This window comes from Streptomyces albus subsp. albus (assembly GCF_000719865.1).
Taxonomy (GTDB): domain Bacteria; phylum Actinomycetota; class Actinomycetes; order Streptomycetales; family Streptomycetaceae; genus Streptomyces; species Streptomyces albus_E.
Genome location: NZ_JOID01000012.1, coordinates 119594 through 141609, shown reverse-complemented (window position 1 = coordinate 141609; position 22016 = coordinate 119594). Strand labels below are relative to the sequence as shown.

Annotated in this window: 17 protein-coding genes; 14 read left to right on the top strand and 3 right to left on the bottom strand. The window is 72.9% G+C overall.

Going from position 1 to position 22016, the window contains the following annotated elements; translation table 11 throughout:
• The first annotated feature begins 156 nt into the window (after window positions 1–156).
• Window positions 157–1071 carry a bifunctional DNA-formamidopyrimidine glycosylase/DNA-(apurinic or apyrimidinic site) lyase gene (mutM, locus tag IF83_RS0114165; protein WP_030544518.1) on the top strand — a complete coding sequence of 305 codons (915 nt, stop codon included), beginning with the start codon at window positions 157–159 and terminating at the stop codon, window positions 1069–1071.
• Here mutM and IF83_RS0114160 read toward each other — a convergent pair.
• The gene (locus IF83_RS0114160; RefSeq protein WP_244177065.1) at window positions 1065–1826 is read right to left on the bottom strand and encodes a CAP domain-containing protein; all 762 of its coding nucleotides are present in this window, start codon (window positions 1824–1826) and stop codon (window positions 1065–1067) included. The genes mutM and IF83_RS0114160 overlap by 7 nt on opposite strands.
• 248 nt (window positions 1827–2074) lie before the next feature.
• Between IF83_RS0114160 and IF83_RS0114155 the strand changes: the two genes are divergently transcribed.
• From IF83_RS0114155 to ftsY, 5 genes are all read left to right on the top strand, one after another.
• Window positions 2075–2356: an acylphosphatase gene (locus IF83_RS0114155; RefSeq protein ID WP_030544516.1), complete on the top strand. Its 282-nt coding sequence runs from the start codon at window positions 2075–2077 to the stop codon at window positions 2354–2356.
• Window positions 2357–2723: 367 nt separating this feature from the next.
• A complete protein-coding gene (locus IF83_RS0114150; protein WP_030544515.1) occupies window positions 2724–2930 on the top strand; it encodes a hypothetical protein in 207 nt (68 codons plus the stop codon).
• Between the two features lie 215 nt (window positions 2931–3145).
• Window positions 3146–6721 carry a chromosome segregation protein SMC gene (gene smc / locus IF83_RS0114145; RefSeq protein ID WP_030544514.1) on the top strand — a complete coding sequence of 1192 codons (3576 nt, stop codon included), beginning with the start codon at window positions 3146–3148 and terminating at the stop codon, window positions 6719–6721.
• A 225-nt stretch (window positions 6722–6946) separates the two neighbouring features.
• Complete coding sequence (locus IF83_RS0114140) at window positions 6947–8365, top strand: sugar porter family MFS transporter (protein WP_030544513.1); 1419 nt, start codon at window positions 6947–6949, stop codon at window positions 8363–8365.
• Window positions 8366–8549: 184 nt separating this feature from the next.
• Window positions 8550–9758 (top strand): signal recognition particle-docking protein FtsY, encoded by a 1209-nt coding sequence (gene ftsY / locus IF83_RS0114135; protein ID WP_030544512.1) that lies wholly within the window; start codon window positions 8550–8552, stop codon window positions 9756–9758.
• Between the two features lie 109 nt (window positions 9759–9867).
• Here the strand turns inward: ftsY and IF83_RS0114130 are convergent, their stop codons facing one another.
• On the bottom strand, window positions 9868–10542 hold the full coding sequence (locus IF83_RS0114130) for a bifunctional DNA primase/polymerase (RefSeq protein WP_030544511.1): 675 nt from the start codon (window positions 10540–10542) through the stop codon (window positions 9868–9870).
• A 595-nt stretch (window positions 10543–11137) separates the two neighbouring features.
• Between IF83_RS0114130 and nsdA the strand changes: the two genes are divergently transcribed.
• From nsdA to ffh, 5 genes are all read left to right on the top strand, one after another.
• A complete protein-coding gene (nsdA, locus tag IF83_RS0114125; RefSeq protein ID WP_030544510.1) occupies window positions 11138–12625 on the top strand; it encodes a transcriptional repressor NsdA in 1488 nt (495 codons plus the stop codon).
• 250 nt (window positions 12626–12875) lie between these two features.
• The gene (locus tag IF83_RS0114120; protein ID WP_030544509.1) at window positions 12876–14162 is read left to right on the top strand and encodes an ammonium transporter; all 1287 of its coding nucleotides are present in this window, start codon (window positions 12876–12878) and stop codon (window positions 14160–14162) included.
• On the top strand, window positions 14159–14497 hold the full coding sequence (locus IF83_RS0114115; protein WP_030544508.1) for a P-II family nitrogen regulator: 339 nt from the start codon (window positions 14159–14161) through the stop codon (window positions 14495–14497). The genes IF83_RS0114120 and IF83_RS0114115 overlap by 4 nt, the downstream gene beginning before the upstream one ends.
• Before the next feature lie 98 nt (window positions 14498–14595).
• On the top strand, window positions 14596–17175 hold the full coding sequence (locus tag IF83_RS0114110) for a [protein-PII] uridylyltransferase (protein WP_030544507.1): 2580 nt from the start codon (window positions 14596–14598) through the stop codon (window positions 17173–17175).
• An 83-nt stretch (window positions 17176–17258) separates the two neighbouring features.
• Window positions 17259–18806 (top strand): signal recognition particle protein, encoded by a 1548-nt coding sequence (gene ffh / locus IF83_RS0114105; RefSeq protein WP_030544506.1) that lies wholly within the window; start codon window positions 17259–17261, stop codon window positions 18804–18806.
• A gap of 123 nt (window positions 18807–18929) precedes the next feature.
• On the opposite strand, the gene IF83_RS0114100 is transcribed toward ffh, so the two are convergent.
• A complete protein-coding gene (locus tag IF83_RS0114100) occupies window positions 18930–19790 on the bottom strand; it encodes a class I SAM-dependent methyltransferase (protein ID WP_030544505.1) in 861 nt (286 codons plus the stop codon).
• Window positions 19791–20443: 653 nt separating this feature from the next.
• On the opposite strand from IF83_RS0114100, the gene IF83_RS0114095 reads away from it, so the two are divergent.
• The 3 genes from IF83_RS0114095 (at window position 20444) to IF83_RS0114085 (ending at window position 21979) form a co-directional block, all read left to right on the top strand.
• Entirely contained in the window at window positions 20444–21034 is a 591-nt protein-coding gene (locus IF83_RS0114095; protein ID WP_030544504.1) for a hypothetical protein, read from the top strand.
• 253 nt (window positions 21035–21287) lie between these two features.
• Window positions 21288–21737, top strand: coding sequence for a 30S ribosomal protein S16 (rpsP, locus tag IF83_RS0114090; RefSeq protein ID WP_030544503.1), 450 nt, complete (start codon window positions 21288–21290; stop codon window positions 21735–21737).
• Between the two features lie 2 nt (window positions 21738–21739).
• Complete coding sequence (locus tag IF83_RS0114085) at window positions 21740–21979, top strand: RNA-binding protein (protein WP_030544502.1); 240 nt, start codon at window positions 21740–21742, stop codon at window positions 21977–21979.
• The last annotated feature ends 37 nt before the right edge of the window (window positions 21980–22016 follow it).

Sequence of the window (22016 nt, the reverse complement as noted above, 5' to 3'; positions counted from 1 at the left end):
CCACCGGCAGGCGCCGGTGGGCCCGTGACGTACCCGCCCGTACCAACCGCAGACCGCAGACCGCAGACCGTAACCGCAGACCGCCCGCCCCGCCCGCACCCGCCGCCACCCCGCGGCGTGCGGCGCGCACCGGCCGGGCCCGGAGGAGGAGAAGCCGTGCCCGAGCTGCCCGAGGTCGAGGTGGTCCGGCGCGGCCTGGAGCGCTGGGTGAGCGGCCGCACCGTGGCCGCCGTCGAGGTGCGCCACCCGAGGGCCGTGCGCCGCCACATCCCCGGGGCGGAGGATTTCGCCGCCCGCCTGCGCGGTGCCCGGTTCGGGCCGGCGTACCGCCGCGGCAAGTACCTCTGGCTGCCGCTGGGGACCGTGCCCGCCCAGGACCCGGACGCCCCCGCGGCCGGCACCTCGCTCCTCGGCCATCTCGGCATGAGCGGCCAGTTGCTCGTGCAGCCGGCCGGCGCCCCGGACGAGACGCATCTGCGGGTCCGCGTCCGTTTCGCCGACGCCCTCGGCACCGAACTGCGCTTCGTCGACCAGCGCACCTTCGGCGGCCTCTCCCTGCACTCCTGGGTGCCCGGCGATCCGGAAGGGCTGCCGGACGCCATTGCCCACATCGCGCGCGACCCGCTCGACCCGGCCTTCGACGAGGCGGCCTTCCACGCCGCGCTCCGCCGCCGCAGGACGACCGTCAAACGGGCGCTGCTGGACCAGACCCTGATCAGCGGGGTCGGCAACATCTACGCCGACGAGGCGCTGTGGCGCGCGCGGCTGCACTACGACCGTCCCACGGCGTCCCTCACCCGCTACCAGAGCACCGAACTCCTCGGCCACGTGCGGGACGTCATGCACGCGGCGCTCGCGGCCGGCGGCACCAGCTTCGACAGCCTCTACGTCAATGTGAACGGCGAGTCGGGCTACTTCGACCGTTCCCTGGACGCCTACGGCCGTGAGGACGAGCCGTGCCGCCGCTGCGGCACTCCGATGCGCCGCCGTCCGTGGATGAACCGGTCCAGCTACTACTGCCCGCGCTGCCAGCGCCCGCCGGCCCGGCGCCGGGCCGGAAGCTCTCAGTAACCGAAGTCCTGCGTCCACCAGGGGCCGCCGTCCCCGAAGTGCGCGCCGACGCCGAGGGTGCGGTAGTCGCAGTTGAGGATGTTCGCCCGGTGGCGGGGGGTCTCCATCCAGGCGTCCATCACCGCCTCCGCGGTCGCCTGCCCGCGGGCGATGTTCTCGCCGCCCAGGGCGCCGATGCCGAGCTTCCCGGCGCGGTCCCAGGGGGTGGCGCCGTCCGGGTCGGTGTTCGCGAAGAAGTCCCGCTCGGCCATGTCCCGGCTGAACGCCCGGGCCAGATCGGCCAGTGCGGGATCGGCGGCCACGGGGGAGCAGCCGGCCTGCCGCCGCTCCCGGTTCACCAGGGCGAGCACCCGGGCCTCGGCCGCACGCTCCGCGCCGGACTCCGCGGAGCCGGCCCGCCGGGTGTCCGCCTCGGCCGGCGCGCCGCCTGCCCCACGGGACGGGACGGCCCCGTCCGCAGGGGAAGCGGCGGGGCCCTCGGCGGGCGGCCGGGGAGAGGGCGCGGCCGGCGGCGCGCCCGACGCGGGAGAGGTCCCGTCCGCGGGAGCCCGCGTGCGTCCGGTGTCCGGTTCCGCGGGGGCGCGGTCCGGCACGGCGGGATCCGCGGTATCCGCCGACCCGGGCTCCGGGTCCGCCGGAGCGCCGGACCGCACGGGCCCGGCCGGCTCCTCGGAGCCGCCGAAGACATAGGCGCCCCCGCCGGGCAGCAGCCCGGAGGTCACCGCGACCACCCCGACCGCGACAGCCGTCGACATCCCCAGCAGCCCTGTCCGGACCGGCGCCCGGTTCCGCCGCCCCGGCCGGTCCGGGGCCGCGGCCACCCGGTCCGGACCGGGCTCCGGAGCCGCGGACTCGCTGCGTCGCCGGCGGCCCATGACCCACCCCCCGCTGTACGCGTCACCCATCTCACTCGTATGAGTGAGGTCTTGTTGACCGGCGACTGTACGCCATGGTGTGGGGACGGGATGTGCCCTCCCGGCATCCGCCGGGTTAGCGTGCGGCCATGGAGGAAGACGTCCGTCTCACCGTCTGGGTCCGCGGCCACGTCCAGGGTGTCGGTTTCCGCTGGTCCACCCGGGCCAGGGCCCTGGAGATCGGCCGCCTCACCGGATTCGCCTCGAATCTCGGCGACGGCCGGGTGCAGATCGTCGCCGAAGGGCCCAGAGATCACTGCGAGCGTCTGCTCGACTGGCTGCGCACCGGGGACACGCCCGGCCGGGTCGACGGTGTCACCGAGATATGGGACACATTCCGGGGCGGCTATCCGGACTTCGGTATCCGCTGAGTCGCCCGCCCGCGATCCCGCGGCCGCTGACGGAAAAGGGCCGGGGATCACGGTGAGAGACGGCGATGACCTGGTGGTTGCCAAGAACGCGCCGCCATGCAAGGCTGCGGCCATAAGGATGATCTCCGCTCCCCGCGGGTCTTCCGGAGAGAGCAGCGCCGCATGTCGGTAACGGCGCGCCCCCGGGACGCCCGGCGATACGGGGTGTGATCGTGTTGACCGTCAAACCATTTGGTGAGACTCTGGAATCCCCGCGCACCCCACCTGTTCAGCACCAGAAATGACGGTGGTGGCAGGCCCCGCGGGTGCGACTAGCTCACGACCCACACCGCATCGGTCGGTCACTCAGTGTGGAGGACCATCCATCATGGCAAAGGCGCTTCTCGGTTACGTCGGCGGTTCCGACCCGCGACTCATCGCCGAGATGCGACGGCTGCAGCAGCGAGTTCAGGACCTGGAATCCGAGATCGTACGGATGCAGGCCGAGAACGACGCGCTGTCCGCCGCCGCTCATCACGGTGAATCGCTGCTCGAAAGCTTCGATGTATCCAAGGCGGAGCCCGCTCTTACCTGACGCCGGGCTTCCGGCCGGTCCGGCGGCCGGACACCGTTGAGAATCTGCAAGGGACGCTTCGGCGTCCCTTCTTCTTTTCCGTCCGTTCGCTGTGTTCTCCACCCTGGTGTGCCCGGCGTACTCCCGTGTGAAACCGAAAGGAGCGCCGCGGGACGGCGAAGTGGGGCGCACGGGAGTGGGTGACGCGGGCGCGCCGGAAGGTAGAGTCCAGCGGCGTGCACCTCAAGAGTCTGACCCTGCGCGGGTTCAAATCCTTCGCGTCGGCCACGACACTCCGTTTCGAGCCGGGCATCACCTGTGTGGTGGGCCCGAACGGCTCCGGGAAGTCCAATGTCGTGGACGCCCTGTCCTGGGTGATGGGTGAACAGGGCGCGAAATCACTGCGCGGCGGAAAGATGGAGGACGTGATCTTCGCCGGCACCACCGGCCGCCCGCCGCTGGGGCGGGCCGAAGTGTCCCTCACCATCGACAATGCCGACGGGGCACTTCCCATCGACTACGCCGAGGTGACGATCACGCGGATCATGTTCCGCAACGGCGGCAGCGAATACCAGATCAACGGGGACACCTGCCGGCTTCTCGACATCCAGGAATTGCTGTCCGACTCCGGTATCGGCCGCGAAATGCATGTGATCGTCGGCCAGGGGCAGTTGGACTCCGTTCTGCACGCCGATCCCATGGGGCGCAGGGCCTTCATCGAGGAGGCGGCCGGAGTTCTCAAGCACCGCAAGCGCAAGGAGAAGGCGCTGCGGAAGCTGGACGCGATGCAGGCCAACCTCGCGCGGGTCCAGGACCTCACCGACGAACTGCGGCGGCAGCTCAAACCCCTCGGCCGGCAGGCGGCCGTGGCCCGGCGGGCCGCCGTCATCCAGGCCGACCTGCGGGACGCCCGGCTCCGTCTGCTCGCCGACGACCTGGTCACCCTGCGCGAGGCGCTGCGCGCCGAGGTCGCCGACGAGGCGGCCCTGAAACAGCGCAAGGACGCGGCGGAGGCCGAACTGCGCGCCGCCCAGCGGCGTGAGGCCGAACTGGAGGACCAGGTACGGCGCCTGGCGCCCAGGCTGCAGCGGGCCCAGCAGAACTGGTACGAGCTGTCACAGCTCGCCGAGCGGGTACGCGGCACCATCAGCCTCGCCGACGCCCGGGTCAAGAGCGCCACCACCGCCCCCGCGGAGGAGCGGCGCGGCCGGGACCCGGAGGACATGGAGCGGGAGGCGGCCCGGATCCGTGAACAGGAGGCGGAGCTGGAGGCAGCGCTGGAGGCCGCGGAGCGGGCCCTGGAGGACACCGTCGCCCACCGGGCCGATCTGGAGCGCGAACTGGCGCGCGAGGAGCGCCGGCTGAAGGACGCGGCCCGCGCCATCGCCGACCGGCGGGAGGGCCTTGCTCGGCTGCACGGACAGGTCAACGCGGCGCGGAGCCGGGCGGCTTCCGCCCAGGCGGAGATCGGGCGGCTGGCCGAGTCCCGGGACGACGCCCTGCGCCGGGCCACCGCCGCCCAGGAGGAGTACGAACAGCTCCGGGCCGAGGTGGACGGGCTGGACGCGGACGATGCCGAGCTGGCCGGCCGCCACGAGAACGCCAAGCGTGAACTGGCCGCCGCCGAGGACGCGCTGAACGGCGCGCGGGAGGCCGTCACCGCCGCCGAGCGCAAGCGCGCCGCGACAGCCGCCCGGCACGAGGCCCTGTCCATGGGGCTGCGCCGCAAGGACGGTACCGGGGCCCTGCTCGCCGCGGTGGACCGGCTGCCCGGCCTGCTCGGCCCGGCCGCCGAACTCCTCACCGTCGAACCCGGATACGAGGTGCCGGTGGCCGCGGCGCTGGGTGCCGCGGCCGACGCCGTGGCCGTCGACGGCCCCTCGACGGCGGCGGACGCGCTGCGTCTGCTGCGCAAGACGGACGCCGGCCGCGCGGCCCTGCTGCCGGCCGGCGCCGCGAGCGAGCCGGACCCGCCGGCGGACGGGGCGCTCCCCGCAGGGCACCGGTACGCCGCCGGTCTCGTGACCGGACCGCCCGGACTGCTGCCCGCCGTGCGCCGGCTGCTGCGCGGGGTCGTGGTGGTCGGCACCCTGGAGGACGCGGAGGACCTGGTCGCCGCTGAACCGGGGCTGACGGCGGTCACCGCCGAGGGCGATCTGCTCGGCGCCCACCTCGCCCAGGGCGGCTCCGCCGGCGCGCCCAGCCTGCTGGAGGTGCAGGCGTCCGTGGACGAGGCGGCGGCGGAGCTGGCCGAGCTGGCCGTACGGTGCGAGGAGCTCGCCGGGGAGCAGCGGCGGGCGGGGGAGCGGCGCACCGCTTGTGCGGCCCTCGTCGAGGAATGGGCGGCCCGGCGGAGTGCCGCCGACCGGGAGAAGTCCACCGTGGCCCAGTCGCTGGGCCGTCTGGCGGGCCAGGCCCGGGCCGCGGCGGGCGAGGCGGAGCGGGCCTCCGCGGCCGTCGAGCGGGCCGAGGAGGCGCTGCGGCGCGCCACCGAGGAGGCCGAGGAGCTCACCGAGCGGTTGCTCACGGCCGAGGAGGCGGCGCTCGCGGACGGGGCCGAGGAGGAGCCCGACACCTCCGCCCGGGACCGGCTGGCCGCCGACGGCGCCAACGCCCGGCAGACCGAGATGGAGGCCCGGCTCCAGGTCCGTACCCATGAGGAGCGTGTCAAGGGGCTCGCGGGGCGGGCGGACGCGCTGGACCGGGGGGCGCGCGCCGAGCGGGAGGCGCGGGCCCGGGCGGAGCGGCTGCGGGCCCGGCTGCGGCACGAGGCGGAGGTCGCCGCCGCGGTCGCGGACGGCGCCCGGCAGTTGCTGGCGCACATCGAGGTGTCGCTCGTACGGGCCGAGGAGGAGCGGGCCGCGGCCGAGCGGGCCAAGGCCGGCCGTGAGGCGGATCTGGCCGCGGAACGCCACCGGGGCCGGGACCTCAAGAGCGAACTGGACAAGCTGACCGACTCCGTGCACCGGGGCGAGGTGCTGGGTGCCGAGAAGCGGCTGCGGATCGAACAGTTGGAGACCCGGTCGCTGGAGGAGCTCGGGGTCGAGCCGGAGGTGCTGATCGCTGAGTACGGGCCGGACCAGCTCGTGCCGCCCTCGCCGCCCGCGGAGGGCGAGACGCTCCCGGAGGATCCGGAGGACCCGCGCAACCGGCCGGTGCCCTACGTGCGGGCGGTCCAGGAGAAGCGGCTGAAGGCGGCCGAGCGGGCGTACCAGCAGCTGGGCAAGGTGAACCCGCTGGCTCTGGAGGAGTTCGCGGCGCTGGAGGAGCGGCACAAATTCCTCACCGAGCAGCTCGACGACCTGAAGAAGACCCGGGCGGACCTCCTTCAGGTCGTGAAGGAAGTCGATGAGCGGGTCGAGCAGGTGTTCACCGAGGCCTTCCGTGACACCGCCCGCGAGTTCGAGGGAGTCTTCTCCCGGCTCTTCCCCGGCGGCGAGGGGCGGCTGCTGCTCACCGATCCGGAGAACATGCTGACGACCGGCGTGGACGTCGAGGCCCGGCCGCCCGGCAAGAAGGTCAAACGGCTCTCCCTGCTGTCGGGAGGTGAACGCTCGCTGACCGCGGTGGCGATGCTCGTCTCCATCTTCAAGGCGCGTCCCAGCCCGTTCTATGTGATGGACGAGGTGGAGGCGGCGCTCGACGACACGAATCTGCAGCGGCTGATCCGGATCATGGAAGAGCTCCAGGAGAGCTCCCAGCTGATCGTGATCACCCACCAGAAGCGGACGATGGAGGTCGCCGACGCCCTCTACGGCGTCTCCATGCAGGGCGACGGGGTCTCCAAGGTCATCAGCCAGCGGCTGCGCTGACCCCCGCCGGCCGCCGCCGGACGGCGGGCCTCCGGGTGACCGGAAGGCCGCGCATGACCTCCGAGCGGACGGGGAAGCCGGTGAACGGCACCCATTTGACTTCAGGAATTGAACACATAGTCTCGGCTGAGTTCAATCTGCCTTCAAGTGGTGTCCTTCGGTGGTGCAGACCACAGGAGGCCCCGACCCCCTACGCCCGGGACGCCGCCGGGCTCAGGAGAGAACGTGTCCACCACACAGCTTGCCGAGGGCCGCAGAGCCCACCCGGAACACATCGGCCATGTCATCTTCATCACGGCCTCCGCCGCGATGGGCGGTTTCCTCTTCGGTTACGACAGCTCCGTCATCAACGGCACGGTCGTGGCGATCCGCGACCGGTTCGGCGTCGGCTCGGAACTCCTCGCCCAGGTGATCGCGGCCGCTCTGATCGGCTGTGCCATCGGCGCCGCGGCCGCCGGCCGGATCGCGGACCGCGTCGGCCGGATCCGCGTGATGCAGATAGCCGCCCTGCTCTTCACGGCCAGTGCGATCGGCTCGGCCCTGCCCTTCACCATCTGGGACCTCGCCTTCTGGCGGGTGCTCGGAGGTGTGGCCATCGGTATGGCCTCGGTCATCGGCCCGGCCTACATCGCCGAGGTCGCCCCGCCCGCGTACCGGGGCCGGCTGGGCTCCTTCCAGCAAGCCGCGATCGTCATCGGCATCGCCGCCTCGCAGCTCGTGAACTTCGGCATCCTCACCTTCGCCGACGGCGATCAGCGAGGCGGCCTCGCCGGTCTGGAAGCCTGGCAGTGGATGCTCGGTGCCGAGGTCGTTCCCGCCCTCCTCTACGGACTGCTGACCTTCGCGATCCCGGAGTCCCCCCGCTTCCTCATCTCCGTGGGCAGGACGGAGCGGGCCCGGAAGGTCCTGCGCGAGGTGGAGGGCGGGAACGTCGACCTCGATCTGCGTCTCTCCGAGATCAACGAGGCGATGCGCACCGACCGCAAGTCCACCTTCAAGGACCTGCTGGGCGGCCGCTACAAGCTGCTGGCGATCGTCTGGGTCGGTATCGGGCTGTCCATCTTCCAGCAGCTCGTCGGCATTAACGTGATCTTCTACTACTCGGCCTCGCTCTGGCAGTCCGTGGGCATCGACCCGACCAGCTCGTTCCTCTACTCGTTCACCACGTCGATCATCAACATCATCGGCACTGTGATCGCGATGGTCTTCGTCGACCGCTTCGGCCGCAAGCCGCTGCTGCTCGTGGGCTCCGCCGGCATGGCGCTCTCCCTGGGCCTCGCCGCGTGGGCGTTCTCGTACAAGACCGGCACCGGCGCGGACATCTCCATGCCGGACGCGCAGGGCACGGTGGCGCTCGTCGCGGCCCACTCCTTCGTGCTGTTCTTCGCCCTGTCCTGGGGTGTGGTGGTCTGGGTGCTGCTCGGTGAGATGTTCCCCAACCGGATCCGTGCCGCGGCGCTCGGCATCGCCGCCTCGGCGCAGTGGGTCGCCAACTGGCTGATCACCGTGAGCTTCCCGAGTCTGTCGGACTGGAACCTCTCCGGCGCGTACGTGATCTACACGGCTTTCGCCGTGCTCTCGATCCCGTTCGTCCTCAAGTGGGTGCCCGAGACCAAGGGCAAGTCACTGGAGGAGATGGGCTGACGGTTCCTGCGCCGGGCGCTCTCCTCCCCTCCTCCGCATCCGGCGCTCCGCACACGGCGGCCCCCGGCACGGCTCGCGCTCCGAGCCGTGCCGGGGGCCGCCGGCACGTCCGGGAGAGGTGACGGCCGACGCGCGGCGACCGGCGGGGACGGGAGGCGGGACGGTGGCCGATACTGGGGAAGTTATGGAATTCGTCATCCTTGCTGTAGTCATCGCCCTGGTCGCGATCGGCGCGATCACCGGTCTGGTGGTGACCAGCCGCCGGAAGAAGCGGCTGCCTCCCCCGCCGCCGAGCGCGCCGACCATTACGGCCCCGCCCGCCGAACCGCGTGTCGGTGAGGAGGCCGGGCCCCCCACCGCCGAAGAGCGCCGGACCATCGAAGAGGTGGGGCTGCCGGGCGCCGGTGCCACCGTCGCCGAGGCTCCGGTGGCCGTTCCCGTACCCGAGGCCCCGCCCGTCGAGGTGCCGGCCCCGACCGCCGGCCGGCTCGTACGGCTGCGCGCCCGGCTCTCCCGTTCGCAGAACTCCCTGGGCAAGGGCCTGCTCACGCTGCTCTCCCGGGAGCACCTCGACGAGGACACCTGGGAGGAGATCGAGGACACCCTGCTCACCGCCGATGTCGGCGTCGCCCCCACCCAGGAGCTCGTGGAGCGGCTCCGGGAGCGGGTGAAGGTGCTCGGCACCCGTACCCCGGAGGAGCTGCGCGCCCTGCTGCGCGAGGAACTGCTCACCCTGATCGGCACCGAGGCCGACCGTTCCGTGAAGACCGACGGCGGCCTGGAGACCCCGGCCGTCGTGATGGTCGTCGGCGTCAACGGCACCGGCAAGACCACCACCACGGGCAAGCTCGCCCGGGTCCTGGTCGCGGACGGGCGCAGTGTGGTGCTCGGCGCGGCCGACACCTTCCGTGCCGCCGCCGCCGACCAGCTGCAGACCTGGGGGGAGCGGGTCGGCGCCCGGACCGTCCGCGGACCCGAGAGCGGGGACCCGGCGTCCGTCGCCTTCGACGCGGTGAAGGAGGGCATCGCGGAGGGCGCGGACGTGGTCCTCATCGACACCGCCGGCCGGCTGCACACCAAGGCCGGTCTGATGGATGAGCTGGGCAAGGTCAAGCGAGTCGTGGAGAAGCACGGGCCGCTGGACGAGGTGCTGCTGGTCCTCGATGCCACGACGGGCCAGAACGGTCTGGTGCAGGCCCGGGTCTTCTCCGAGGTCGTGGACATCACCGGGATCGTGCTGACCAAGCTCGACGGCACGGCCAAGGGCGGCATCGTCGTCGCCGTGCAGCGCGAGCTGGGGGTGCCGGTGAAGCTGGTGGGCCTCGGGGAGGGCGCCGACGACCTGGCGCCCTTCGAGCCGGAGGCCTTCGTCGACGCGCTCATCGGGGACTGAGCCGGACCGGCGGAACGGGCCGTCCTCCGGCCCGGGTACGGCGAATGCGCCGTTTCCCGGGCCGGAGGGCGGCCCGTTCCCGCTTCGCGAAGGGCGTACCCGGAAGGGCTCAGTGAGCGGCGGAGCGGTGACAGAAGTAGGCGAGGGTGCCCAGCAGCAGCCGGGCGTGCGGCGGATGGGCGGCCGTGTCGAGCTCCGGCGGCCGCAGCCAGCGGACGGGACCGAGCCCCGCGAGATCGGAGGGCGGCGCGGTGATGTGGCTCCCCGGCGCCAGGCAGCGCAGGTCCAGCCGGGCGCCGTCCCAGCCCATGCGGTAGAGGAGGCCGGGAAGTTCGGCGAAGGCGCCGGGCGCCACGAAGAACTGGGCGCGGCCGTGCGGGGTGACGGCCACGGGGCCGAGCGGCAGCCCCATCCGCTCCATCCGGACCAGCGCGTGCCGGCCGGCCGGCTCGGCGACCTCGATGACGTCGAACGAGCGGCCCACCGGCAGCAGTACGGCGGCACCGGGCACCTCGTCCCACGCGGTGGCCACCTCGCGGAGTGTCGAGCCGGCCGGTACCGCCCGGGCATGGCGCAGCGGATGGGCCCCCGGGGCCGGGCAGCGCGGTGCGCCGCAGGAGCAGCGGCCGGCGGTGTCTCCGGAGGCGGCCTTGGCCCGAGCCCCGGGGGTCACATCCCATCCGTGGAGGCCGGTGTACTCCGCCACCACCGTGCACTCCGACGCGCGGCCGCGGCGCCGCGTGCCCGGACGCAGGTCCCGGATGCCGCCGATCGTGAAGCCCATGCCCTCTCCAACGGGTCGCTCGAAGCAGTGGTTACGCAGAGGATGTGCCCTATGACCGTCTGTCGCGACGGTCGGCGCTGTATACGGCTCGGTGGTGTGCGGCGGGTGGTGACCAGTCCGGTGCGCGCCCCCGTCGGCAACCGCCCTCCCAGTCGGATTGCCAGTGTCAAGTGAATCGCGAAGGGGGTGGCAAATGTTCATCCGAAGGGGTGGCGAATGGTGGCGTTTCCCGGTGTCAGCTCGTCACACAGGTGATCGTAGGATTACTCTCGGTGCGCACGGTCCTGTGGGGGCGGTGCCGGGCCGGTGGGGCGCGGGTTGCCGCTATGGACGGTTTCTTTCGACTTCTATCGGTTTTCTCCGGTTCGGGCGGTCATCTGTCCGCCCGCCGGTGCGGGGAGGACCGGGAGCCGTCCCCAGGTGTCCGTCGCCGTCTGAATCCGCCGGCGCCGGGGTATGCCGGTGACAGGTCAGCCGCCGGGCCGGCCGTCCGGCACGCCGGGTCCGCCGACGGTACGTCCCGGTGCAGGGGCGGAAGGGGGCGGCTTCCCGGGATCGGCGCGCGCACAGCAGCGGCAGAACGGGGGCATTCCAGTTGGAGACCGGTGGCAGCGGCACGCAGGCCGGCAAGCGCCCCAATGAACCACTGGGGTCGTGGTTTCTGCGCAGCGGCTGGTCCAAGGGCGAACTCGCCCGCCAGGTGAACCGCCGGGCCCGGCAGCTGGGCGCCCACCACATCAGCACCGACACCTCCCGGGTGCGCCGCTGGCTGGACGGGGAGCAGCCCCGGGAACCCATTCCGCGGATCCTCTCCGAACTGTTCTCCGAACGTTTCGGCTGCGTGGTCGCGACCGAGGATCTCGGGCTGCGTACCGCGCACCCCTCTCCGTCGGACTCGGTGGTGGACCTTCCCTGGAACGGACCTCGCACGGTCGCCCTGATCAGCGAGTTCTCCCGCAGCGACCTCATGCTCGCCCGCCGGGGTTTCCTCGGCAGCTCCCTGACCCTGGCCGCGGGCCCCTCCCTCGTCGAGCCGCTGCAGCGCTGGCTGGTGCCCACCCCGGCCGGCCGGCCGGAGGAAGCGGCGGTGCCGGCGCGGGACCGCTCCGGGCGGCCGGCGGCCCGGCTGTCCGGGCCTGAGCTGGACCTGCTGGAGACGGCGACCAGGATGTTCCGGCAGTGGGACGCGCAGTGCGGCGGCGGCCTGCGCCGCAAGGCGGTCGTCGGCCAGCTGCACGAGGTCACCGATCTGCTGCACGAACCGCACCCGGCGCCGGTCGCCCGCAGGCTGTTCGGCATCGCGGCCGAACTCGCCGAACTGGCGGGCTGGATGAGCTACGACATCGGTCTCCAGCCCACCGCGCAGAAGTACTTCGTGCTGGCGTTGCACGCCGCCAAGGAGGCGGGGGACAAGCCCCTGGGTTCCTACATCCTCTCCAACATGAGCCGGCAGATGATCCATCTGGGCCGGCCGGACGACGCGCTGGAGCTGGTCCATCTCGCGCAGTACGGCAGCCGGGACTGCTCCACCCCGCGGACCCAGGCCATGCTGTATGCGATGGAGGCCCGTGCCTACGCCAACATGGGAGCGCCCGCCAAGTGCAAACGCGCCGTCCGGATGGCCGAGGAGACCTTCGCCGAGGCGGCTCCGGGTGACGGCGACCCGGACTGGATCCGTTTCTTCTCCGAGGCGGAACTGAACGGCGAGAACGCCCACTCGTACCGTGATCTCGCCTACGCGGCCGGCCGCAGCCCGGCCTACGCCTCGCTGGCCGAACCTCTGATGGAACGAGCCGTGGAGCTTTTCGGTCGGGACACGGAACACCAGCGCTCCTATGCGCTCAATTTGATCGGTATGGCCACCGTTCATCTGCTGAAAGAGGAACCGGAGCGATCAGCAATGCTCGCCGAACGGGCGCTCGGAGTCGCCCGGCACGTGCGTTCGGAACGCGTGAACACCAGGCTGCGGAAGACCGTGGACCATGCCGTCCGTGAATTCGGCTCAGTGGCGGAAGTCCTCCGCGTCACCGACCGGCTGGCCCTCGAACTGTCCGATTCCGCCGAGGCCCCGCAGGCCGTCTGATCGCCGGGGCCGGCCCGCCCGGCAGTGCCCGTCCGCCGTGTTCCGGCCACCCCGCGACCCGCGCCGGAGCCTGTCCCGAACCGCCCGGCGACGTCCCGCGGTTCATCCGCGCGTAACACGCGCGAGGCCTTCGTCACGGCGCCGAAACACCGTGCGGCATCGGTGGAAACGGCGCTGCGTCAATCTCTAGGCGAAAACCGGCCCATCCCAGTTCCATCCCGCACGGGCCGTCGCTTCTAGGAGATCGACATTGAATGGCGCAGATACCGCATTCGTCTTGATCAGTGCCGCGCTCGTGATGCTGATGACACCGGGCCTGGCTTTCTTCTACGGGGGCATGGTGCGGGTCAAGAGCGCCCTCAACATGCTCATGATGTCCTTCGTGTCGCTGGGCATCGTCAGCATCCTCTGGGTGCTGTACGGCTACTCGCTCACCTTCGGTGACGACATCGGCAGCGGCCTGCTGGGCAACCTCGACCACATCGGCCTCTCCGGCATCGACGCCGAGACGCTCACCGGCGGCAAGGAGGGCATCCCGGTCCTCGCCTTCGCCCTCTTCCAGCTGATGTTCGCCGTGCTGACGCCCGCCCTGATGAGCGGCGCGCTCGCGGACCGCGTGAAGTTCAGCGCCTGGTCGCTGTTCATCGCGCTCTGGGTCACCGTGGTCTACTTCCCGGTCGCTCACTGGGTGTGGCAGGCCGACGGCTGGCTGTTCCAGCTGGAGGTCATCGACTTCGCCGGCGGAACCGCCGTCCACATCAACGCGGGTGTCGGCGCCCTGGCCGCCGTCCTCGTGGTGGGGAAGCGCATCGGCTTCAAGAAGGACCCGATGCGGCCGCACAACCTGCCGCTGGTGATGCTCGGCGCGGCCCTGCTGTGGTTCGGCTGGTTCGGCTTCAACGCCGGCTCGGCCCTGGCCGCCAACGGGACCGCGGCCACCATGGCCCTCAACACCCAGGTCGCCACCGGCGCCGCGATGCTCGGCTGGCTCGCCTACGAGCGGATCCGGCACGGGGCCTTCACCACGCTCGGCGCCGCCTCCGGCGCGGTCGCGGGCCTGGTCGCCATCACGCCCGCCGGCGCCCACGTGAACGCGCTCGGCGCCATCCTCATCGGCGTCGTGGCCGGTGCCGTCTGCTCCTGGGCCGTCAGCCTCAAGTACAAGCTGGGCTACGACGACTCCCTCGACGTCGTCGGCGTCCACCTGGTCGGCGGCCTCATCGGCACCCTGCTGGTCGGCGTCCTCGCCGTCGACGGCGTGGGCGGCATGAGCCAGCTCGGCAAGCAGGCCATCGGCGCCTTCTCGGTCATGGCCTTCTCCTTCGTCGTCTCCTGGCTGCTGGCCAAGCTCGTCGACATGACGGTCGGCTTCCGGGCCAGTGAGGACGACGAGACCTCCGGGCTCGACCAGGTGTTCCACGCCGAGACGGGCTACGACTTCAGCACCGTGGGGGGCACGCCCACCGGCCGTAGTACGGTGCCGGACCTCACGGAGACGGGTGCGGCGGCGCCGCGGAACAAGAAGGTGGACGCATGAAGCTCATCACGGCGGTCGTGAAGCCGCACCGGCTGGACGAGATCAAGGAGGCCCTCCAGGCCTTCGGCGTCCAGGGCCTGACGGTCACCGAGGCCAGCGGCTACGGCCGGCAGCGCGGCCACACCGAGGTGTACCGCGGCGCCGAGTACACCGTCGACCTGGTCCCCAAGGTCCGCATCGAGGTGCTCGTCGAGGACGGCGACGCCGAACAGCTGATCGACGTCATCGTCAAGGCGTCCCGGACCGGCAAGATCGGCGACGGCAAGGTGTGGTGCGTCCCCGTCGAGACCGCGGTCCGGGTACGGACCGGGGAGCGCGGACCGGACGCGCTCTAGGCCAGGCCCCGGGCGGGTCCGCGAGACGGACGCGGGCCCGCCCGGCACCCGGCACCGCACGACCGGCCCGCACAGGGCCCGAACAGCAAGGGGAACCGGTGACGGACGGCGTGGACATCACAGCGGACGCGGCCGGCCCGCCGCCCGGCGGCTACGCGGCGGCACGCACCCGGCTGCTCCGGCAGGAGACGCCGTCCGGGCCCGGCCGCCGCACCGCCCTGGCCCGCCTCACCGACGACTGGCTGGCCGCGCTGTTCACCGCGAGCGCCACCGGCGTCGCCGACCGGAACGGACAGCCGGCGGACCCGCCCTCCGGCCGGCCCCGGGCACCGCGCCCCGCGCCCCGGCGGGGAGCCGCCCTGGTGGCCGTCGGGGGCTACGGGCGGGGGGAACTCTCCCCCCGCAGCGACCTCGACCTGCTGCTGCTCCACGACGAGACGGCCGATCCGGCGGCCGTGGCAGCCCTCGCCGACGGCATCTGGTACCCCGTCTGGGACCTCGGGCTCGCCCTCGACCACTCCGTGCGCACGACCGCCCAGGCCCGCACCACGGCCCGCGAGGAGCTCAAGGTGCAGCTCGGCCTCCTGGACGCGCGGCACATCGCCGGAGACCCGTCGCTGACCACCGCGCTGCGCACGGCCGTCCTCGCCGACTGGCGCAACCAGGCACCGAAACGCCTGCCCGAACTGCGCGAGCTGGGCGAGGAACGCACCCGGCGTCACGGCGAACTCCAGTTCCTGCTGGAGCCCGACCTCAAGGAGGCGCACGGCGGCCTCCGTGACCTGACCGCGCTGCGCGCCGTCGCCGCCTCCTGGCTGGCCGACGCCCCGCGCGAGGGACTGGCCGAGGCCCGGACCCGGCTCCTCGACACCCGTGACACCCTCCATCTGGCCACCGGCCGCGCCACCGACCGGCTCGCGCTCCAGGAGCAGGACCAGGTCGCGGCCGACCTCGGACTGGCGGACGCCGACGCCCTGCTCCGCCGGCTCTACGAGGCCGCGCGCACCGTGGCCTACGCCGACGACGTGACCTGGCGGGAGGTCGGCCGCGTGCTGCGCTCCCGCGCGGCGCGCGGCGGACTGCGCGGACTGCTCACCGGCGGCCGCCCCGGCCGGGGCCGCGCCCCGGGAGCGTCCGGCGACACGGCCGGCCGCACCCCGCTCGCCGAGGGCGTCGTCGAACAGGACGGCGAGGTGGTGCTCGCCCGCGCCGCTCGTCCCCAGCAGGACCCGGTGCTGCCGCTGCGCGCGGCCGCCGCGGCGGCCCAGGCGGGGCTGCCTCTCTCACCGCACTCCGTACGGCGCCTGGCCGCCGCGGCCGGCCCGCTGCCCGTGCCCTGGCCCGCCGAGGCCCGTGAGCAGTTCGTCACCCTGCTGGGTGCCGGCCCGCCCACCGTGGGGGTGTGGGAGGCCCTGGAGGCCGAGGGCCTGATCACCCGGTTGCTGCCCGACTGGGAGCGGGTCCGCTGCCGCCCGCAGCGGAACGCGGTGCACCGCTGGACCGTTGACCGCCACTGCGTCGAGACCGCCGTGCGCGCCGGCGCCCTCAGCCGCCGGGTCGGCCGCCCCGACCTGCTGCTGGTCGGGGCCCTGCTGCACGACATCGGCAAGGGCTGGCCGGGCGACCACTCCGTCACCGGTGAGGTCATCGCCCGGGACGTGGCCGCCAGAATCGGCTTCGGCGCGGCGGACACCGGGACCGTCGCCGTGCTCGTCCGCCACCACCTGCTGCTCGTCGACACGGCGACCCGTCGCGACCTGGACGACCCCGCCACCGTCCAGGCGGTCGCGGACGCGGTCGGCAGTGCGGAGACGCTCGAACTCCTGCACGCCCTCACCGAGGCGGACGCCCTCGCCACCGGCCCCGCCGCCTGGAGTGCCTGGCGGGCGTCCCTCGTCACCGACCTCGTCCGCCGCGCGACCGCCGTCCTCGCCGGCGAACCGCCGCGGCACCGGGACGACGGCGGCTCGCGCGAGGGGACGACGGCCGGGCAGTGGCGGCTCGCCGCGGAGGCGCTGCGCACCGGCGGTCCGGTGCTCACCCTGAGCCCCGGCTCGCCGGAAGAGGCCCCGGCCGCCTCCGGCGACGCACCCGGACCCGTCGGCGTGGAGCTGCGCATCGCCGTCCCGGAGCGCGCCGGTCTGCTGCCCGCGGCCGCGGGCGTGCTGGCCCTGCACCGGCTCGCCGTGCGCTCGGCCGACCTGCGGCTCCTGGAGCCGGCGGCGGAGCGGACCGTCGAGGGCGCGGACGGCCCCGCCCTCCTGCTGAGCTGGCGGGTCGCCGCCGAGTACGGCTCGCTGCCGGACGCGGCCCGGCTCCGCGCCGACCTGCTGCGGGCTCTGGACGGATCGCTCGACATCGCCGCCCGCCTCGCCGAGCGCGAGGCCGCGTATCCCCGCCGCCACGGAGTACGGCCCCCGCCGCCCCGGGTCACGGTGGCCCCGGCGGCCTCCCGGCACGCGACCGTTCTGGAGGTGCGGGCCCAGGACGCGCCGGGGCTGCTGCACCGTATCGGGCGCGCCCTGGAGGACGCGGGGGTACGGCTGCGCAGCGCGCACATCAGCACGCTCGGCGCCAACGCGGTCGACGCCTTCTACCTCACCGGCGCCGACGGCGCCCCGTTGCCCGGGAGCCGGGCGGCGGAGGTGGCGCGCGCCGTGCAGAACGCCCTGGGGTGAAAGCGGGGGAGACCGCAACGGGAACGGGCGGATACCCTGGGGGTCAGTTGCCCGCCCCACCGATCCGAGGATTCGCGACCGCCGTGTTCGACACTCTTTCCGACCGCCTCGCAGCGACGTTCAAGAACCTCCGGGGCAAGGGCCGCCTGTCCGAGGCGGACATCGATGCCACCGCCCGCGAGATCCGCATCGCGCTGCTGGAGGCGGATGTCGCGCTTCCCGTGGTGCGGGCCTTCATCAAGCAGGTCAAGGAGCGGGCGCTGGGCGCGGAGGTCTCGCAGGCCCTCAACCCCGCCCAGCAGGTCATCAAGATCGTCAATGAGGAGCTCGTCGGCATCCTCGGCGGCGAGACCCGCCGGCTGCGCTTCGCCAAGACCCCGCCCACCGTGATCATGCTGGCCGGTCTGCAGGGTGCGGGCAAGACCACGCTCGCGGGCAAGCTCGGCCGCTGGCTGAAGGGCCAGGGCCACACCCCGCTGCTCGTGGCCTGTGACCTCCAGCGCCCGAACGCCGTCAACCAGCTCTCCGTCGTGGCCGAGCGCGCGGAGGTCGCCGTCTACGCGCCGGAGCCGGGCAACGGTGTCGGCGACCCGGTGAAGGTGGCCCGGGACTCCATCGAGTTCGCCAAGGCCAAGCTGCACGACGTGGTCATCGTCGACACCGCCGGCCGCCTCGGCATCGACGAGGAACTGATGCGGCAGGCCGCCGACATCCGCGACGCCGTCACCCCGGACGAGATCCTCTTCGTCGTCGACGCGATGATCGGCCAGGACGCGGTGAACACCGCCGAGGCGTTCCGCGACGGCGTGGGATTCGACGGCGTGGTGCTCTCCAAGCTCGACGGCGACGCGCGCGGCGGTGCGGCCCTGTCCATCGCCCATGTCACCGGCCGCCAGATCATGTTCGCCTCCAACGGCGAGAAGCTGGACGACTTCGACGCGTTCCACCCGGACCGCATGGCGTCCCGCATTCTCGGCATGGGCGACATGCTCAGCCTGATCGAGAAGGCCGAACAGACCTTCAGCCAGGCCGAGGCCGAGAAGATGGCCGGGAAGCTGGCCAAGGGGCCCAAGGAGTTCACCCTCGACGATTTCCTGGCCCAGATGGAGCAGGTCCGGAAGATGGGCTCGATCTCCAAACTGCTCGGCATGCTGCCGGGCATGGGGGAGATGCGGGAGCAGATCAACAACCTCGACGAGCGGGACGTCGACCGCACCGCCGCGATCATCAAGTCGATGACGCCGGGCGAGCGCCAGGACCCGACCATCATCAACGGCTCCCGCCGGGCCCGGATCGCCAAGGGCTCCGGTGTCGAGGTCAGCGCCGTGAAGAACCTCGTGGAGCGGTTCTTCGAAGCCCGGAAGATGATGTCCCGGATGGCCCAGGGCGGCGGCATGCCGGGGATGCCCGGGATGCCGGGCATGGGCGGCGGCCCCGGCCGGAAGAAGAAGCAGCAGAAGCAGGCCAAGGGCAAGCGCCGCAGCGGCAACCCGATGAAGCGGAAGGCCGAGGAAGAGGCCGCCGCGGCTCGCCGCGAGCAGCAGGCCGCGAACCCGCTGGGTCTGCCGCAGGGCGGACAGGAGCAGCAGGACTTCGAACTGCCCGACGAGTTCAAGAAGTTCATGCGCTGACGCCCGGCCCGGCCGGTCGGCCGGGGCAGGGCCGGCCGGGCGAAGTGCCGCCTGAACGCCGGAAGGACGAGGGCTCCTCGAGCCCTGCCTCCTCCCCTCGGTCCTCGCCCCTCGTTCCCGGGCTCAGACCCGGGCGACGAGGTAGCGGAAGACGTTCGGCATCCACACCGTGCCGTCCGGCCGGCGGTGCTGGTGCAGCGCCTCGGTGAGCTCCTTCTCGACCTGGTCGCCGTCCGTGGCCGCCACCGCCTCGTCGAACAGCCCGGTGGAGAGCAGTCCGCGCACGGCGCTGTCCAGGTCGGCGTAGCCGAACGGACAGGAGACGCGCCCCGAACCGTCCGGCCGCAGTCCGGCCCGGTGCGCCGACTCCTCCAGGGCATCGCGCCCGTAAGACCGCCGCCGGCCCGGCGCGTCCCCATAGCCGGGGCCGAGCGCCGGCGGGCGGCCTGCCAGCCGGGTCGCCACCCGCAGCACCGAGGAGGTCGCGCAGCGCTCGGGCGGTCCCCAGCCCGTGAGCACCACCGGGCTGCCGCGCTCGGCGAGAGCCGTCGCCGCGGTCAGGGCCGGCCCCAGATCCTCGTCGGCGCACGACTGCGGGTCGAAGACGGTCACGAGCGTGAACGGCCGCCCGTCCTCCGCGATGGCCTCCGGCCCGCCCTCGTACAGGCGCGGCGCGCCGCCCGGCGGGTGCTCCGCGGAGTCCGGCGCCAGCCGCTTGCGGGCCAGCGCGAGCCGGTACGGGTCCGGGTCCGTGCCCGTGACGGCGGCCCCGCGGCCGGCCGCCATCAGCAGGGCCAGCCCCGAACCGCAGCGCAGCCCCAGCACCCTGTCCCCGGCCCCCGTCTCCAGCCGTTGGTGGACGGCCTCGTAGAGCGGCACCAGCATCCGTTCCTGGATCTCGGCCCAGTCCCGCGCACGGGCCCGCGCACCCTCGGGCGCGCGGGTGGGGGAGACGTGGTGCCGCTGTACGAGCGTGGGTGTCATCGAAGCGCCCCAATCCGCCGAGAGCTCAGTCCTGTGGTTGCCCGCCCCTGGTCGAGCCGCACCCCATCCCCTCGCCGGAGGACTCCGCTTCGCTGCCTGGTCCATGGGTCCACGGGGATGCGCGGCGATGTTCCTGGCTCCCTCGGCGCACGCCGCTGCCGGCCGTTCGCGGCGTGCCCGGGGACCACCGATTCCCTTCTCAGGGTGCCACCGCCGTACCGAGTCCGCCATGCCACGGACGGGTGCTTCCGCCCGGGACGCGGCATTTCCGCCGCCGTCCCCGGAGCGGGGTACGCCGTCCCCGGGTGCGGGAGCCGCGGGCCCGCGGGGCCGGTACGGTGGAGGAGGACGGGCCCGGTACGCTCGCGGACGCCGACGGGCCCCTCGCGGCCCACCGCTCCGAGCCCGGTTCGACGCGCGGCGGGGCCGTGTACGGGGAGCGGCGCCACCGGCGGGAGGCGCACGGGCTGTTCCCGAGCCGGGGTTACGCGCAGGTAGGTACGTACCGGGTTGTTGGGAGCCGTACGACTTCTCCGCAGATCAGCGCACCCGCCCTCGTCGCCCCGCAACAGCGCTGTACTGACTGGTACGTGCAAATTATTTGGGATGCCCGGTATCGGAACACCAGGGGGCCCCGGCTCGTTGTTCACGACGTGAGCACGACACCACCTGTTCTCGCCGCGGAGCTGGCGCAGGCGTGGGCCGACATTCAACGGCACCACCCCGAGCTGCCGGATCTCGCCGCGCCCGAATCCCTGATCGGAGAGTCCTCGTCCGCCTGCGGCGCGGAGCTCTCCTTCGAACGACTGCTGCACGAGGCAGTCCACGGCATCGCCGCCGCCCGCGGTATCCGCGACACCTCGCGGGCCGGCCGCTACCACAACCGCAGATTCCTCGCGGTGGCCGAGGAGCTCGGGCTCGATCACTCCGAGGAGCCGCATCCCAGCAGCGGCTTCTCGCTGGTGGTCCTCACCCCCGAGGCGAAACGGCGGTACCGGCCCACCATCGAGCGGCTGAACCGTGCGCTGAAGGCGCACTCCGCCGCGACGGCGGGGGACGCCGGCCGCAGTTTCCGCGGCCCCGCGGCCCGGCACGGCTCGTCCGGCGGCGGAGTCCGGGTCAAGGCGGTGTGCGACTGCGGGCGCAACGTCCGGGTCGTGCCGTCCGTGCTGGCCCAGGCCCCGATCGTCTGCGGTGGCTGCGGCAAGCCGTTCAGAATCCCCGAAGCGGCCGCCGCGGCCTGACGCCGCCGCACCGCACCGCCCCGCCTCCGGCTCCCGGCGCGTCGGGCACCGGCCCCCGGGTGTGCCCGGGGTGCCCGCAGGGGCGTGCGGCGGCGCCTCCGGGGTATGGCAGAATGGGCCGTTGAGTACTCGGCAGCCGGTCCGGACCCCTCTCTCCCTCGGCTGACGCGTCCATCGAGCGCTCGGAATCCCGCAACCCCACGTGGGAGGCCGTGATGCTCAAACACGTCATAGAGCAGGAGACACCACTCCCGTGGCAGTCAAGATCAAGCTGAAGCGCCTGGGCAAGATCCGGTCGCCTCACTACCGCATCATCGTCGCCGACTCCCGTACCCGCCGCGACGGCCGGGCCATCGAGGAGATCGGTCTGTACCACCCGGTGCAGAACCCGTCCCGCATCGAGGTCGACTCCGAGCGCGTCCAGTACTGGCTGAGCGTCGGCGCGCAGCCGACCGAGCCGGTCGCGGCCATCCTCCGGGTCACCGGTGACTGGCAGAAGTTCAAGGGCCTCCCGGCCCCCGAGCCGATGCAGGTCCCCGCGCCCAAGGCCGACAAGCGCGCCCTCTTCGAGGCCGCCGCCAAGGACGCCGGTGACGAGCCCAAGGGTGAGGCGATCACCCCGAAGGCCAAGAAGTCCGACAAGAAGGCGGATGAGGCTGCCGCTCCGGCGGACGCCAAGTCGGCCGAGTCCACCGAGGCCTGATGATGCTCGAGGAGGCCCTCGAGCACCTCGTGAAGGGCATCGTCGACAACCCCGACGACGTGCAGGTCGCCTCGCGCAACCTGCGCCGGGGGCGGGTACTGGAGGTTCGGGTGCACCCCGAGGACCTCGGCAAGGTGATCGGTCGCAACGGCCGTACCGCCCGCGCCCTGCGGACCGTCGTGGGCGCCCTCGGCGGCCGCGGTATCCGCGTCGACCTCGTCGACGTGGACCAGGTTCGCTGACAAGTACAGCACCGGCGCGGGCCGGGGAGGGCCACGG